At 50.5% G+C, this 15,595-nt stretch carries 13 protein-coding genes; 3 read left to right on the top strand and 10 right to left on the bottom strand.

All coding sequences use genetic code 11. The features are described from left to right. Window positions 1-10: 10 nt before the first annotated feature. The 6 genes from O9139_RS13950 to O9139_RS13925 form a co-directional block, all read right to left on the bottom strand. Entirely contained in the window at window positions 11-1,651 is a 1,641-nt protein-coding gene (locus O9139_RS13950) for a stalk domain-containing protein (RefSeq protein ID WP_270880087.1), read from the bottom strand. 35 nt (window positions 1,652-1,686) lie between these two features. Beyond that, complete coding sequence (locus O9139_RS13945; RefSeq protein WP_270880086.1) at window positions 1,687-3,540, bottom strand: FecR domain-containing protein; 1,854 nt, start codon at window positions 3,538-3,540, stop codon at window positions 1,687-1,689. 18 nt (window positions 3,541-3,558) lie between these two features. Next, window positions 3,559-5,403 carry a CHASE2 domain-containing protein gene (locus tag O9139_RS13940; protein WP_270880085.1) on the bottom strand — a complete coding sequence of 615 codons (1,845 nt, stop codon included), beginning with the start codon at window positions 5,401-5,403 and terminating at the stop codon, window positions 3,559-3,561. A 169-nt stretch (window positions 5,404-5,572) separates the two neighbouring features. Further along, window positions 5,573-5,806 carry a ferredoxin gene (locus O9139_RS13935; RefSeq protein ID WP_188174906.1) on the bottom strand — a complete coding sequence of 78 codons (234 nt, stop codon included), beginning with the start codon at window positions 5,804-5,806 and terminating at the stop codon, window positions 5,573-5,575. Window positions 5,807-5,871: 65 nt separating this feature from the next. Next, window positions 5,872-6,369 carry a molybdopterin-guanine dinucleotide biosynthesis protein B gene (gene mobB, locus O9139_RS13930; RefSeq protein WP_270880084.1) on the bottom strand — a complete coding sequence of 166 codons (498 nt, stop codon included), beginning with the start codon at window positions 6,367-6,369 and terminating at the stop codon, window positions 5,872-5,874. 29 nt (window positions 6,370-6,398) lie between these two features. Then, window positions 6,399-7,691: a DNA polymerase IV gene (locus O9139_RS13925; protein WP_270880083.1), complete on the bottom strand. Its 1,293-nt coding sequence runs from the start codon at window positions 7,689-7,691 to the stop codon at window positions 6,399-6,401. A gap of 216 nt (window positions 7,692-7,907) precedes the next feature. Here O9139_RS13925 and cimA point away from each other — a divergent pair, with 216 nt between their 5' ends. After that, window positions 7,908-9,527, top strand: coding sequence for a citramalate synthase (gene cimA / locus O9139_RS13920; protein ID WP_270880082.1), 1,620 nt, complete (start codon window positions 7,908-7,910; stop codon window positions 9,525-9,527). Window positions 9,528-9,576: 49 nt separating this feature from the next. Here cimA and O9139_RS13915 read toward each other — a convergent pair whose 3' ends face one another. After that, window positions 9,577-10,113 carry a TlpA disulfide reductase family protein gene (locus O9139_RS13915; protein WP_270880081.1) on the bottom strand — a complete coding sequence of 179 codons (537 nt, stop codon included), beginning with the start codon at window positions 10,111-10,113 and terminating at the stop codon, window positions 9,577-9,579. A gap of 132 nt (window positions 10,114-10,245) precedes the next feature. On the opposite strand from O9139_RS13915, the gene O9139_RS13910 reads away from it, so the two are divergent. Continuing rightward, entirely contained in the window at window positions 10,246-11,556 is a 1,311-nt protein-coding gene (locus O9139_RS13910; RefSeq protein WP_270880080.1) for an MFS transporter, read from the top strand. A gap of 84 nt (window positions 11,557-11,640) precedes the next feature. Then, complete coding sequence (locus O9139_RS13905; protein ID WP_270880079.1) at window positions 11,641-12,063, top strand: Mov34/MPN/PAD-1 family protein; 423 nt, start codon at window positions 11,641-11,643, stop codon at window positions 12,061-12,063. Here the strand turns inward: O9139_RS13905 and O9139_RS13900 are convergent. Genes O9139_RS13900 through O9139_RS13890 form a run of 3 tightly spaced genes read right to left on the bottom strand, consistent with a single transcriptional unit; the run spans window position 12,057 to window position 15,352 of the window. Further along, window positions 12,057-12,791: an exonuclease domain-containing protein gene (locus tag O9139_RS13900; protein WP_270880078.1), complete on the bottom strand. Its 735-nt coding sequence runs from the start codon at window positions 12,789-12,791 to the stop codon at window positions 12,057-12,059. The genes O9139_RS13905 and O9139_RS13900 overlap by 7 nt on opposite strands. Before the next feature lie 39 nt (window positions 12,792-12,830). Next, window positions 12,831-13,919 (bottom strand): DUF294 nucleotidyltransferase-like domain-containing protein, encoded by a 1,089-nt coding sequence (locus O9139_RS13895; protein WP_270880077.1) that lies wholly within the window; start codon window positions 13,917-13,919, stop codon window positions 12,831-12,833. 41 nt (window positions 13,920-13,960) lie between these two features. Beyond that, the gene (locus O9139_RS13890; RefSeq protein ID WP_270880076.1) at window positions 13,961-15,352 is read right to left on the bottom strand and encodes an ammonium transporter; all 1,392 of its coding nucleotides are present in this window, start codon (window positions 15,350-15,352) and stop codon (window positions 13,961-13,963) included. Window positions 15,353-15,595: the final 243 nt, after the last annotated feature.

Raw genomic sequence — 15,595 nt, 5'->3', positions numbered from 1 at the left:
GTGTATCCACTTAATCCAAGTACGAATTTGTACGCAAAATGGCCGTCCGATGAGGCGCATCCCACTGCACATTCAAGCCGATTTGCTCGGCAAAGAAACGAACCGGCACGAAGGTGCGTCCTTCTTTCACGTAAGGCGCCGCATCGGTTTCCTGAGTCTTCTCTAGGCTGTTCCCTTGCTTACGCATCACACCGGTCTGACCGATCGTCAGCTCGACGGTTACGTCGCCTTTGATCAACTGCACAACCGCTCCGCCTTCACGCTGCACATATTTCACTTCATAGCCAAAAGCTTCACTGATTGCGCGCACTGGCACCATCGTGCGTCCATCGCGAATTTCCGGCTGCGCATCGAATTGAATCCGCGTATGGCCGTTCACGACCTTCACCTGATCATCCGCTGCCAGATCCTGCGGCAAATGATACGGGCTGATGACACGGATTTTGTTATTTAGCGTATCCGCTGCCACAATATTGCCCTGCGCTGTCACCAGCACATCCGTCGGTGCATAGAACGAAGCCGCTTGCTCCACACCGTCCGCTTCCCCAGTTTGCATCGTTCCGGCAATTGTCGTGACTTGACCGTGGAACAAATAACGGATCGCATGGTTCAAGCTGTCAGCAATCAGCAAGCCGCCTTCGGACGTAACCGCCAAGCCTTTAGGGTAATCAAACCTGGCTTGCAGCGCAGCACCGTCGGTATAATCACCTGGAGCGTACAGTTCATTTTTGCCATAAATGGAACTGCCATTCGCGAACGCCGGCTTGCCGGCAAGCGTTGTAACGGTATTCGTTTGCAAATCGATATACCGAATGCACTGATTGCCCGCATCGCTGACGAACAGATTTCCTTGACTGTCCAAAGCCAAGCCGGACGGTTCATTGAACTTCGCCGCAGATAGCGGGCCATCCTCATAATCTCCGGCAAACGCAGCCTCGCCCGGACGAACTTGAACAGCTCTAGTCGAAGCCGCGTTCAGCGTCGTGACCGCCCCGTTCGGCGTGATTTTGCGGATCAGATGATTGAGCGTATCCGCCACGTAGACCGTCCCGTCTGGGGCGACCGCCACATCGCTTGGATGGTTGAACGTCGCCTTGCCCCCTTGCCCGTCTTCATTTCCCAAGACACCGCTGCCCGCCAAAGTTGTCACCTGGCCATTGGCATCGATCTTGCGAATCGCATTGTTGCCCGCATCAGCCACATAGACTTGCCCTTTGGCATCGGCAGAAAGCCCAGTCGGGGTGTCGAAGAACGCTGCCGACGACTTGCCGTCCAGCAGGTAGCCCTTCGGAAATCCTAGGCTGTTCGTGGCCACGGGGAGTGCAGGTCCGGCATAAGTTGTCACCTGGCCATTCGCGATTCTCCGTATCGTCTGATTGCGCGAATCAGCGACCAGGATACTGCCATCCGCCAACTGCAGGATGCCGCTCGGCGCTCTGAACGCTGCGTCTAGGGCATCGCCGTCTTTCGCGTCAAAATCGCCGATCCCAGCGAGTGTCGTGACATCCGCCATGATCCGGCCGCTACCGGTCAGCAAAGCATCTCCGGATAAGCTAGCCGTCGAGGCAGCCGAGGCTGCCGAGACTGGCGAACCGGCCAGGCATACTACAGCAACCAGCGACGGGATAAGGATATATTTAAAAGATTTCATCGTGCTCCCCTTTCGTTCGGTCATTGCGGAAGCGCTCAACCTTGAATGTTCAAGGGTACGACTGTGACTGTCGCTGCTTCCGAACCGTCTTTTTTCACAAGTTTGATATAGCCGACTTTCATTGTCTTTAACGCATCTTCAGCCACAGGCCCATAAAATGAAAACGGAATGCTAACCAGCGTCTTCGTCCCGCTGAACGAAATTTCCGATGACCCTGAACCGAAGTTCGTCACAGTATAAATCAATTCATGATTAGCCACGTTGGCACTAGTATCATTGGTTGTATAATCATAAGCACTCTCTACACTTGTGTCTGTCTGGAAAATACGGCCACTGCCCTCATGGCTTACAGTCACTTCCTTATTTTGACCTACGCTCGTATAGATGCCGTATTGCTGCCCATGAAGCCTTTGCGCATACTGCAGATGAACTTCAACCGCATACAGCGCATGTTCCGTACCAAAATCACTCATTTGAACATTTAAGTTAAAATTGTTGCTACCAGTGGACGACCGGCTTAGCGTTACGCTCGGAGCAGGTTTTGCCGGAGTTCCCGGATCGTTCCCGCCACCGCCACTGCTGCCACCACTGCCACCGCCAGTTACAGGAGCCGTGCTCCCGCCATTTTTCGCCTCGTCGTACGCCTTCTTCTCTATATCAGACATCGACTTCTTCAGCTCTGCCTCCGCTTTCGCCTTCGCTTCGGCTTCCGCTTTCTTACTCGCCTCTTCCGCTTTCTGCTTAGCTTCTTCCGCCGCTTTCAGCTGAGCTTCGAGCTGCTTCTTGAGCTCGGCCAGCTTTTGCTGCTCAGCCGTCTGTTTGGCCAACTTCTCGGCCTCAAGCTTCTTCAAAGCTTCTTGCTTCCGCTTCTCCAGCTCTGGATCCACACCGGCAGTCTTATCCAAGTCCTGGACATCGTCCAGAACGAGCTTGCGGTCTGTCGGGCTCATTTTCCCGTTCGTCTGCGCCACGAGTTTATCCATGTCCGCCTTGCTGATTTTACTGCTGCTAACCGCTTGCTTCGCAATATTGCCCACCAGATTGTCCAAATTCGCCTTCACTTTATCCAGCGCAGCCAGATCAGGCGCATATAAGGAAGTGCCGTCAGGAACCAAGCCACCCGATTCCAATTCTTTCCTTTTATTGGCAATGAAAGCATCGTTCTCCTTATCAATAGCCGCTTTATTCTCAATGATCGCTTTGATTACTTCTGGGGATGCCGATTGAATGAACGCTGCCAAATCGACCATTTGGACTTTTAACGACAAGTCCTGCACCTCATCGCGAGCATCAAGGGCAATCTGCTGTGTCGGGTACAGATATGTAATTTGCACCGTTTGACGGTTGTCCGAACCGGTTGTAACCGTCGAAGCTGAAACCTTTCCTGCGCCTACAGCCATTTTGATTTGCCCTGTAACAGGGTCAACTCCGACGAAAAATTGCGTTCCGCGCACACCCATAACCGCCGTCGGCGTCTCTACTTCAAACTCGTCATCCGAGCCGACCAGCGATTTGACTTTCACCCACAGCGCTCCCGCCCATATTTTGAGCTTGGACTTCTTGCTGCCGCCTGACGTATTCAAATCAGAGACATTTACCTCCGCATTGGCCCCAAGTGTAATGTCCGCGTCGCCATTGCTGAGATCCAGCTTCACCGAAGCATCCGCTCCGGTCATAATGGTGTCGCCTTGATTTAAGCTCATGTCCAGATACGCATCGTACACTTGGGAGCCGCCGCCTTTTTTCACCGTGACCTGCCCGCTCAGCGAAGTGATCGCCGCCACCCTGACGGTTTTGGCATCAACGGGCTTTGCCAGTGCCATCGACAGCAAGCTAAACAATAGACAACAACTTAAACATAACGAAATTATTTTCCTTGCCACTTGCATAGGGCTTCCTCCTCAATCTCAAGACAAGTTCCCGATCACTTCATAAACCATAACCGGCAGTTCTTTTCCTTTGACTTTGATTTCTCCGACAGGTTCGATCGCAAACAGATCTTTCACCCGCGCATATGTATGCTCACTGATCAAAATTTGGCCCGGCTTAGCATTGGATTCCAGTCTAGCGGCTAAGTTCACGGTATCGCCGATGGCCGTATAATCCAGTCTCAACGCCTCAGATCCGATGTTGCCGACGACCGCCGGCCCACTATTAATGCCAAGTCCGAACTTGACACCGATGCCGTACTTTTCAATCAATTTTTGCTCCAGCAGGTTCGCTTGCGATTTCATTTCAATGGCGGCACGCACCGCCATTTCCGGATGGTCATCGTAGGCAATCGGGGCGCCGAACATCGCCATGACACCATCGCCGATAAACTTATCGAGCGTTCCACTAAACTTAAAAATCGCCTTCGTGCACACATCCAAATATTCATTCAGCACTTGAATGACCTGCTCGGGTTCGAGGCGCTCCGACATCGGCGTAAACCCGCGGATATCAACGAAAATAAGTGTGATATCTTTACGGCTGCCGCCCAACTTCACCTCTTCGCCGGATTGCAGCAGTTCATCGACAACGCTCTTCGATACGAAGCGGCCGAAGATCCCGGTTACCCGGTTGCGCTCTTTGCGTTCGTCCAGATAGTGGCTCACAATTGACCATATGTAGACCGCCGCCAGCGCAAACTGCGGATAGACAAGCGGCGCTAACCAGGAGCAAACCATATACAGCACGATCCATACGACACCGTATAAAACAAATAAGCCAATAAAAAATAATAGCGCAGTTCTACCTTTGAATCTATTAAAAATATACATTGCCGCTAGGGATACTAGTAGAATGATCCCGATGCCAGCGGGCTTGCCAGCCTCGCGGTAATACTTGCCTTCCAGCAGCGTCTGAATCATATTGGCGTGAATCTCAATTCCGAACATTTTCACCGCACTGACCGGTGTTGGATATTCATCGAGCATGCCCGTCACGTACGGACCGACCAGTACAATCGCCCCTTGCAACGGCAGTGGCTTAGCGCTCTCCAGCACATCGACGAACGATAAAGTCTCATAACCGGTTTCCGCATCCATCTGCTGTCTGGGCTTCGTATAGAACTCCGTCGTGACCTGATTGCGTCCGTCCGCCGGGATTGCCGCCGATCCGCGCATCCATTGTCCGTTAGCCTCATTTCGTATGACCTTATCGCCATCGTTCAGCATAAGATTAGCCAGCGCAACACTGAAAGCAGGCACGTATTGCCCTTTCTCATCCGGCAAACCAAGAGGCAGTTTGCGCGCTTTGCCGTCTTTATCCACGAAGACGTTGATATGAGCCATCTGCTTTGGATTCGCGCTTAGCGTAGGCGACGGATAGTCAATCTTCTCCGGAATAAGATCGCCAACCTGCTGCTTGGGGGGATAATTGAATTGAACAGGCAGGATGACATTGTGGTATTTAGCCAGAACATCAGCCAGCGCTAAATCATCCGCGGAGTTTTTGGAGGGCTCAGCCATGACCACGTCGATGCCGATCGCCGCGGCTCCCGACTGCTCCAGCTTCTCTATGACTTGTGCATATACCGCCCGGTCCCAAGGGAACTTACCAATGGCGTCGAGGGAGTGCTGATCGATTTTGACAATTTTGATCCGATCGTCAGGCTGCCGCTCATCGAGCGTTTTGGCTTTGCGCATGTTGTCTTGCAGTGGGTTTTCAATAAAATAAAACAAGCCGTTCGCGCTCACCGTGTAACAATATATGGCTACCAGCATGATCACGAGGCCTGCTGCTAAAGGTTGCAGCCACTTCTTGCCCATAGTTTCCTCCCGCACTTTTACTAGCTTCATTGTAGAATGGTCATCTATGAATTGGCAATGAAAATGTTGCGCGATTTGACATCATCGAACAAAAAAAGAGCCCATTCCCATGCAGGAAATGAGCTCTTTCGACATTTTCGATTGTCACAAAATCAGGAACTGATTTTGATTAGTTGAAAGGTGAATCTGCCACTTTGATGGAGTCAGTTGGGCAGCCATCTTGTGCATCCTGCAGATCATCGTACAGATCTTCAGGAATTTCAGTTACCCCTTTATTACCATCACCGTCGAAAATAACTTCAGCCAAGCCCTCATCGTCGTAATCATAGATGTCAGGGGCAGTTGCTCCGCATGCGCCGCAAGCGATGCAGGTCTCTTTATCAACAAACGTATACTTTGCCATCTTTGTACTCCTCCTCAAGATATCCTCATGTAAAATATAATATAAATGCTTGTAAAGTTCAAACCTTAATATTGACGAGCCTTTGAACAAAATTCGACGAATTCGCTGATTGCTTGGGGCTCATCGGGCCTAAATACAGGAATTCCTCCGGATTCAAACGCCAGCTCCGTTATAATGCCGATCGGTGCCGGGTCCAGCTCTTCCAAGATACGGCTTTGTTCTATTGTACGAAAAACAGCGACCTTTGGATGCTTATCCTTCTTAAAACCTTCGATTAGCACCAGGTCATAATGGGCCAGTTCGGCCAACTGCTCCTGCAGATCCGGAGCCTCTTTCTTCTCATAGCGATGTACGCCATTCGGGGAAATCGTGACGACCGCGTCCGCTCCAGCTTCAACGAAAGCTGTGGAGTCAGCGCCTTCCGCCTCTTTATAATGCCCATGTCCGTCATGCTTTAATACAGCGACACGGTGACCCCGACGCCGCAGCTCTTCAAGAACCTTCACGATCAAAGTCGTTTTGCCGCTATCGGAAAAGCCTGCGAACCCCATACAGTAGGCCATGATCCAACTCCCCTATTTTCTATGACATCCTATTCTTCCCGGTGAATCGGGTTATGTTTTAAATGATCCATCTGCAGCGAAGTCCCCCGCGTTTTATGATTACGGATCAGTGCAGACGGGTCGTCGCCCATCATGCCGGCCGTCAATATCGCATTCTCGCCGAATTTATCGCGCAGCTCATCCATAATTCGGTTCAGCTGATCCCGCTTCGGCTGCTTCTCATAGTCGAATAAATCGAGTTGAATGGCGGTATCTTCTTTGGCGGATAAATTTTGCAGCGTGATGCCCAGCAGCCGGATCGGCTCGCCTTCCTCCCAGTGATGATCATAGAGACCACAGGCTGTATGATAAATATCATCGAGATGCTCCGTCGGCGTCTGCAAAGTCACCGAACGTGTGATCGTGCGCATCTCCGGATCGCGAATTGTTATTTGCACAGTCGCCGACATTAACTTTTGCCTGCGCAGCCGCCGCGCCACTTGATCGGCCAAATTCAGAAACACGCGATACACTTCTTTCTTGCTGGTTACATCATTCGGCAGTGTCGTAGTATGGCCAATCGACTTGCTCTGCTCCTGCTCGGGATTGACGACCGAATGGTCAATACCGTTCGCGGCTTGCTTGAGATGCGCTCCCATAATGCCAAAATGTTTGGTCAGGAGCCGCTCATCCCCTTTCGCCAGCTGCCCCAGCGTATAGATGTTCAGCTTCTTTAGTTTATCGGCTGTCTTCCTGCCAATTCCGTACAGCTCATTGCACGGCTTATCCCAGAACAAGCTGGGCACATCGCGTAAGCGCACTACGGTAATGCCGTTCGGTTTCTTCATATCCGAGCCCATCTTCGCCAGCAGCTTATTCGGCGCAACGCCGATCGAGCATGGCAAATGGAGCTCATCCATAATCCGATTTTGAATTTGCGTGGCGATTTCCATCGGTGTTCCGAATTGCTTGGAGCCTGTTATATCTACATAGCATTCATCGATTGACATCGATTCGACCATCGGTGAATAACTATAAGCAATCTTCATAAAGCGCCGCGAGAAGTCGCGGTATAAATCAAAATCAGGACGGATCAAAATCAGATCCGGGCATATGCGCAGCGCCTGTCGTACCTGCATGCCGGTCTTGATGCCCATGCTGCGGGCCACATACGAGGAGGTCACGATGATGCCTTTACGAAGCTCAACGCTGCCGGCGACGGCCAGCGGCTTCCCTTTATACAAGTGCGGCTCCACCGCTTCATGTACGGAACAGTAGAAGGCATTCATGTCAATATGAAGGATGACTCTGCCTTGCTTTGGGTAATAATTTTGAACAGACATCCTTCACCTTCCTCACGAATAATAGCCTTCTATAAGAAGGCAATTTCAGCATACGAAAAAATAGGCTTTGAGGCAAACGTATTTTTGCGTTATGATGTCCATAATTCAAGAACTATGTTATAATCGTAAATTATACATTAACGCTTTAAAGCGCGCTCACTCACATCAATGAATAACGTTAACGGCCAATTTGCGAGCTTCTGAAGGAGGAAAACCATGCCAACATCAGTCAAAATCTTCGATACTACGCTGCGCGACGGAACTCAAGGAGAAGGCATCAGCTTATCCGTCGAGGATAAAATCAAAATTGCCCGTAAGCTCGATGAGCTAGGGGTTCATTATATTGAAGGCGGATGGCCGGGCAGCAACAGCAAAGATATTGAATTTTTCGATCGTGTACGTGATATGAAATTTGCTAATGCCAAGATTACAGCGTTCGGAAGCACCAGACGGAAGGATATCCGCGCAGAGGACGACATCAATCTCAACCGACTGATCGATTCCGGCGTGAAGGTCGCCACAATATTTGGTAAATCTTGGGATTTCCACGTGCATACGGCGATCCAAACGACACTTGAAGAAAATTTGGCGATGATTTACGATTCCGTCCGTTATTTAAAAAGCAAGGGATTGGAAGTCATCTATGACGCAGAGCATTTCTTCGATGGCTTTAAGAACAATTCGGACTACGCGCTGCAAACGATTCGCAAAGCCCAGGATGCCGGCGCTGACTGGATCGTCCTGTGCGACACCAATGGCGGATCGCTGCCAGGTGAGATTTCTTCGATCGTAAAGGCGGTCAAAGAAAACATCAGCACGCCGGTAGGCATTCATGCCCACAATGACTGCGAGCTTGGCGTCGCCAACAGCTTGGCTGCGGTGCAGGCAGGCGCCGGACAGGTGCAAGGCACCATTAACGGCTACGGCGAGCGCTGCGGGAATGCCAATCTGAGCTCCATCATTCCCAACCTTCAATTAAAGCTTCATTATAATGTCATTTCGGAAGCGCAGTTAGCATCGTTAACGCAAGTATCGCGGTATGTGAGTGAAATCGCGAATTCACATATGCCGGTGAACCAGCCTTACGTCGGCAACGCGGCCTTCGCGCACAAAGGCGGCATTCACGTCTCCGCCATCCTGAAGGATGCCAGCACGTACGAGCACATCGCGCCTGAATTAGTAGGCAACAAGCAGCGCGTGCTTGTCTCTGAATTGGCGGGACAAAGCAATGTGCTGGTCAAAGCGCAAGAGCTGAATCTCGATTTCGCCAACGAGCCGCAAAAGACGAAGGAAATTATCGAGAAGATCAAAGATCTGGAGCACCAAGGCTACCAGTTCGAAGGCGCGGATGCGTCGCTCGAGCTGCTGCTGCGCGAGACGTTCGAAGGCTTGGAAGAGATTTTCACGCTGGAATCGTTTAAAATGATCGTGGAAAAAACCGCGAACCGCGCAGTCGTCTCGGAAGCGATTGTTAAAGTTAAAGTTCACGGGGAAACGATCTACACCGCGGCAGAAGGCAACGGGCCTGTCAACGCTCTCGATAACGCGCTGCGCAAAGCGCTGCTCCAGTACTACCCGGACATCCAGCAAGCCCATCTAACTGACTACAAAGTGCGCGTGCTTGACGAGAAAGACGCCACAGCCGGTAAAGTTCGGGTATTGATGGAGACGACGGACTTCAACCACTCTTGGAACACGCTCGGCGTCTCCAGCAATATCATCGAAGCAAGCTGGTACGCACTGGTCGATAGCTTACGCTATGCGCTGCTTGGCAGAACCCGCGTAGAGCCGGCAGCCAGAGAACAACAAGAACGGCTCGGCTTAGTCAATCATTAAAACAACAAAGCTGCACGGTAACAGCCTCTGCTGTCCGGCAGCTTTTTTTTCATTTTGCTTGGATGAGATTGGCGACCTTCTTATCAAGCTCGCGCGGCGAAAGCACATGGATCACTTCGCGAATGACGCCGTTTTTATCAATCAAAAAACTTGTTGGGATGGCAATGACCTTATAGGTCTCGGCGTTCTCTCCTTTTTTATCGAGCAGCACCGGAAACGGATATTTATAGTCATCGACGAACTTCTTAATATTGTCCATTTTATCGCCTGGCGTGACGTTAACGGCATAAAGGTCAAATTGCCCTTCGTACTTCTTGTACGTGTTGACCAGATCAGGCGCTTCCTGCGCGCAAGGACCGCACCACGATGCCCAGAAATTGACGAGCAGCGGCTTGTCTCTGGGACCACCAATTGTATATTCTTTACCATCAAGCCCCGTTAACGTAAAAGCAGGCGCCAGGAAATTCGCTTGAGGCGCTTGTTCCGTAGGCAAGGCTGCCGCTTTATGGACACGATCGCTATTTTGATAGACAGCAAATCCCGCAAGCAGGACAATGACAGCCAGGATGATCACATTTCTTTTCAATCTTCGCACCTCCACTTTTCTATATTATCTCCAATTCCGGCAAAATTCCAACATCTGTCGAGCCATCCGAAGTATGCAGCGGCTGTAGCAGGGGACATTAACAGTACTCATGCTGTGAAAAGGAGCCGAAGGATGGAGAAAACGAAAAGTAGAAGACGACTGCAAATTGTCTTTGAAAGCGAAGTGCCCGACGAGCAGCCTCAGCGTCAGCAATCAAAAAACAAAGCGGACAGCAAGCAGGAGGAAGGCACCAAAGGACATCTATGGACTTTCATCGCGATCGCCACAATTCCCATGGTGCTGGTGCTGGGCAATTCGATGCTTGTGCCAATTTTACCTGATATGCAGGAGCGAATGGGGATTTCTCGCTTCCAAAGCAGCTTGGTTATCACCTTGTTTTCAATTACGGCTGGCTTGATCATTCCGATTTCAGGTTATTTGTCCGACCGCTTCTCGCGTAAAGCCGTCATCATTCCATCGCTGATCATCTATGGAGCTGCCGGCGTGCTAGCCGGTTTTGGAGCCATATGGAACTCCTACACCATTCTCATTATTTCGCGGGCGATTCAGGGCTTAGGAGCCGCAGGGACAGCCCCGATCGCGATGGCGCTCGTCGGCGACCTGTACAAAGGCGGCACAGAAAGCAAGGCGCTAGGCTTAATCGAAGCCTCCAATGGCTCCGGCAAAGTGCTAAGCCCAATCTTAGGCTCGTTATTAGCCTTGCTCGTTTGGTTCGCCCCATTTTTCGCCTTCCCGGTATTTTGCTTGCTTGCGCTGCTCGCCGTCATTTTCATCATTAAAGAACCGAAGAAACAGAAAGAGCCGCAAGCGCTGAAAGCTTATATTTCCCAAATCGGCACCATTCTTAAAGAAAAAGGCCGCTGGCTGATCACCTCGTTTTTCGCGGGATCGCTGGCACTGTTCATTCTGTTTGGCGTACTGTTTTATTTATCGCAAATTCTCGAAAAAGAACCGTACAACATCGATGGCGTCAAAAAAGGGCTTGTATTAGCCATCCCCCTTTTAGGGCAAGTCATCACGGCGTATACAACCGGTGCGCTCATTAAGAAGAACGGCACCTTAATGCGCTGGCTGATGAACATCGGCCTGATTCTGATGACCGTCGCCCTCGGGTTAACGATATTTCTCAGTAACAACTTATATATCTTTATCGGACTGTTAACGTTAAGTGGAATCGGCACAGGCTTGCTGCTGCCATGCCTCAATACGATGATTACCGGCTCCGTGGAGCGCGAGCAGCGCGGCATGATCACATCGCTCTACAACAGCCTCCGGTTCATCGGGGTCGCCTTCGGCCCTCCGCTATTCGGCTGGCTTATGAACATTTCCCATAAAGCGATTTTCATCACCGTCTCTTCCTTATCGTTGATCACATTAGCGCTTGTCTTTTTCTTAATTAAGCCGCAAGGCAAAGTCAACTGACAGATTCCACTCGGAATCTGTTTTTTTATAACCAGAACTTATATAATGACATCATCCGACTTCAGACGCAGGGAGCTGAATCTCATGACCATTTATCTACCGAGCGCATTATTCCATGAGTTGACTGTGTATAGCAGAAAGCACATGCCTCATGAGGCTTGCGGCTTCATCACGGGTTCGTTCAACGGTAAGACTGAAATTCAGGCTGACCGTTTCATTTCCATTCGCAATAGCTCGTCCAATCCTGCGCGGCATTTCACGATGAATCCCACGGATTTGATTCCCGTCCTAACGGATCCCAGTCTGCATGTGATCGGCATTTTCCACTCTCACCCTGACGCGCCTCCGATTCCATCCTTCCAAGATTTGAATACGGAGTGGCACACCACCCCCTCACACTGGATACTGTCTCTCCTCTTTCCTGAGGCACCTTCTTTGCACATCTATGAAATAAAAAAAGCCCCTCTGACCGCATATCGCAAACTGCCGTTTGTGATCTGTCAGTGATGGCTTAATAAAGCATACAAATCGCCTAAAGTATCGACTTCCCGCGATTTGATTTCTTCCATGAATTTGGACCACAGCTGGGCTGTCATCAACGAGTCCTCCAGCGCATGGTGCCGCTGCGTCACTGGAATCTCGTATTCCTCCAACAGCGCATCCAGGCTCAAATTTCTGCGCCTTGGCATCAGCCATTTGGCAATCATCATCGTGTCCAGCACGCGGTGTGAGAGGCTCACTTTGGATGTGCGCCAGAGCGCGGCATTGAGAAAATTTTTATCATGACCCGTGGCATGCGCCACCAGCACTTTCTGCTGCACGAATTCCAGGAAGCCGCGGAGCACATGAATCAATTCCGGCGCATCGGCCGCCATTTCATTTGTGATCCCCGTCAACTCGACGATATCGTCAGGTATGTTGCGCTTGGGATTCACCACGCTGTAAAACGTTTGATCCCGCTTTATTTCGCCGCCGATTACCGATACCGCACCGAAGGAAATAATTTCGTCTCCATTATAAGGCGAGAATCCCGTCGTCTCCAAATCGAATACGACCAGCTCCATCGAATGAAGCGGAATGTCAAATAACGAATGTTTACGCTGCTCCTTCAGCATCGAGCGAATAAACGCCATCTGCTGCGCACTCTGCGCATCAAACATCGAGGTAATAGCCGGCGTAAGCCCGCCCATTTTGTACAAATGCCACATCCGACCCGCCGGACGCATGTCTTTCATGCCAAGCGCCTCCTCCCTCGATGAATTCCCCTTCGAACACTACCTTTTTTCTCTCTGGTTCCCTTCCTTGGATTCAAGCGACTTTTTCACATACTTTTGCAAGTCCATCCCGACACGCAAAGCGAACTTTAACGATGCTCGGCGCTCTTTGGTCAACTGCTCGGCACTTAGCTTACTTCTCGTCGTATACATGCCCTCTTCAACTTGAAAAGGCGTGCTATCTCTTAATCTTAAGGTGATTTCAAAAGCTTGCCGCCATCTGTCTATCAGCGGTTCAGCGACGAACCCACCTTCCTTGAGCAGTACCAGCCGCTGCAACGTGGAAGAAGCAGCAATGCCGGCTTGCAGCGACAGCAGACGAATGCCATTCACGATGGGTATATAAGCACCATACTTAATATCAAACCCACCGGCGTCCTCGCCATACCGCTCCTTGATCAGCTGTCCGAACACGCCAAGAGTAATTTTGTGATGCAGCGTATTAGACAGCAAAAATGGCAGAATTTCGCCGTGCTGCTGGATGTATGTGATCATCTCTTCCTTTAAGCGCTCTACTAAATGCGGCGCCCCGTAAATGCAGCGCATATCAGCCAAAATGAGCAGATAACGGACATTTTCCCAATTCGGCTCAGCGAACCAAACATGCATCATTTCCATATATGATGATAGAGTTTTGCGCCATTGCGGATTGCTGGATACGACATTCCCTTGGCAAGGCGGGTAACCCAGCACTTCAAGTCCTTGCAGAATGCATCCCACTAACTCGGCAAAATACAGCGCCGACGCCTCACCCGAACAGTCGCCCGGCTCCTCATAGATCAGCCCGTTGTCCTGATCGCTCCATAGCGTCTGTTCACTTCGCCCACCGCTGCCGAACAGCATAAACGCATACGGCGCCGGCGGCCTGCCCATGCCGCGGGCTTCGAGCTGTTGCTCTGCCAGCGCGATCGTTCTTTGAATCAAACTGTCGTGAATTGTATTGATATCGCGCGCAAACTCAGCAGAATAGGCGAAAAGGAGATGCTCCCGAAACATCTCATGCACCTGATCCCTGGTTACACGCAGTTCATCGAATTGTCCGGCTTGATGAATGCGGGCCAAGATTTCTTTGATGGCGAGATGTTTCATGTTGCATCCCCTTCGCTCATTTAGAACGCGTTCGCCTACAATCAGACGGTCACGTTATTGGATGATTGCGCAGCTTTTTTCATTTGCTCCGGATATCCATAAGAACCGTGTTCGGACAAGTCCAGACCGATGATTTCTTCTTCTTCTGTTACACGCAGACCAACGGTCGCTTTCATGATGCCCAAGATAATAAAGGAAAGAACAAGAACGAAGGCCAACGCGCCGAACACGCCAAGCGCTTGAACGCCTAATTGGTGAAGACCGCCGCCGTAGAACAACCCTGCGCCGCCGACGCCAACTTTTGCCGACAGTTCCGGTGTCGCGAACAAGCCTGTGGAGAGCGTTCCCCAAATACCGGCAATACCGTGTACAGAGAAAGCATAGATCGGATCGTCGATACCTGCTTTTTCAAACCATTGTGCCGTGAAGAAGGTAACGATACCTGCCACTGCCCCGATAACGATAGCCGCCCAAGTGTCTACGAAGGCGCAAGCCGCCGTAATAGCAACCAATGCTGCAAGAACACCGTTCAACATGCTAGGAATATCCGCTTTGCCAAAGTACATCCAGGAAATGATCAGTGCAGCTACACCGCCTGCTGCCGCAGCCATGTTCGTCGTCAAAGCAATATAACCGAAGAACCCGTCGCCCATAGCACTTAACGTACTACCTGGGTTGAAACCGAACCAACCGATCCAAAGGATGATAACGCCGAGTACAGACAATACTTGGTTGTGACCTGGAATCAGGTTAGGCGTTTTATCTTTATTATATTTGCCGATCCGCGGTTTCAACAAGATCGTTGCGACAAGCGCTGCCGTTGCGCCTTGCAAGTGAACAACCGTGGAGCCCGCAAAATCCTGCATGCCCAATTTGCTCAACCAACCGCCGCCCCATACCCAGTGAGCTACGATAGGATAAATGACAACCGTGAACAAGATGCCGAAGATGAAGTAAACAGGAAGTTTAGCCCGTTCTGCGAAGCCGCCCCAAGCAATCGCCAAGGATACGCCTGCAAAAGCTAATTGGAACAAGAACTTGATGCCGATTGGCACATCGGAGAAAGACAAGGAGCCGAACGCTGCTTTTGCTTGGTCTTCCAAGCCGGAAACGAAGAAGCCCGTTTCCCCGAAGAACGCGTTGCCGTCGCCGAAGGCGAAGCCGAAGCCCACCGCCCAGAAAGCGATCGCGCATAAGCCGAAGGTGAGAATCGTTTTACCGGCAACGTGACCGGCATTCTTCATCCGAGTGGAACCTGCTTCCAGAAGCGCAAAGCCTGCTTGCATGAAAATAACGAGGATTGCCGCCAACATGACCCATACAGCGTCAATGGCGCTTTGGAGCTGAGGTACTGTTGCATCGTCAGCAGCAAAGGCAAGAGTAGGAAACAATAATGCCATGATTCCAAAAGCTAACATAAACTTCTTAACCATACGACCACTTCCCTTAATGTTAGTTTTTATAACATTTAATGAAACTCTTAATGTCATTATATACATGGCACCTAGGTTTGACAATAGGATTTCTGTTAAATTTTCGATAAAAACGAAAAATAACCTTACATCGAACAGGCATAATTCGTGTTTCGCAACATAGATGTAAGGTTTTCGCTCGTTTTTCTTATTTAAATGTTTCATGTTTTGGACAAGTGTTACGTTTGACTGTACGGTTTGCGA

Source organism: Paenibacillus aestuarii (assembly GCF_027789125.1).
In the GTDB taxonomy this organism is placed as follows: Bacteria; Bacillota; Bacilli; order Paenibacillales; family NBRC-103111; genus Paenibacillus_E; species Paenibacillus_E aestuarii.
Note: the sequence above shows the minus strand (reverse complement) of the source record. Positions and strands in the feature narration are given on the sequence as shown.

Coding starts and splice junctions, on each gene's coding strand:
- O9139_RS13950 (WP_270880087.1), bottom strand. CDS start 1,651: ATGAAATCTTTTAAATATATCCTTATCCCGTCGCTGGTTGCTGTAGTA.
- O9139_RS13945 (WP_270880086.1), bottom strand. CDS start 3,540: ATGCAAGTGGCAAGGAAAATAATTTCGTTATGTTTAAGTTGTTGTCTA.
- O9139_RS13940 (WP_270880085.1), bottom strand. CDS start 5,403: ATGGGCAAGAAGTGGCTGCAACCTTTAGCAGCAGGCCTCGTGATCATG.
- O9139_RS13935 (WP_188174906.1), bottom strand. CDS start 5,806: ATGGCAAAGTATACGTTTGTTGATAAAGAGACCTGCATCGCTTGCGGC.
- mobB (WP_270880084.1), bottom strand. CDS start 6,369: ATGGCCTACTGTATGGGGTTCGCAGGCTTTTCCGATAGCGGCAAAACG.
- O9139_RS13925 (WP_270880083.1), bottom strand. CDS start 7,691: ATGTCTGTTCAAAATTATTACCCAAAGCAAGGCAGAGTCATCCTTCAT.
- cimA (WP_270880082.1), top strand. CDS start 7,908: ATGCCAACATCAGTCAAAATCTTCGATACTACGCTGCGCGACGGAACT.
- O9139_RS13910 (WP_270880080.1), top strand. CDS start 10,246: ATGGAGAAAACGAAAAGTAGAAGACGACTGCAAATTGTCTTTGAAAGC.
- O9139_RS13905 (WP_270880079.1), top strand. CDS start 11,641: ATGACCATTTATCTACCGAGCGCATTATTCCATGAGTTGACTGTGTAT.
- O9139_RS13900 (WP_270880078.1), bottom strand. CDS start 12,791: ATGAAAGACATGCGTCCGGCGGGTCGGATGTGGCATTTGTACAAAATG.
- O9139_RS13895 (WP_270880077.1), bottom strand. CDS start 13,919: ATGAAACATCTCGCCATCAAAGAAATCTTGGCCCGCATTCATCAAGCC.
- O9139_RS13890 (WP_270880076.1), bottom strand. CDS start 15,352: ATGGTTAAGAAGTTTATGTTAGCTTTTGGAATCATGGCATTATTGTTT.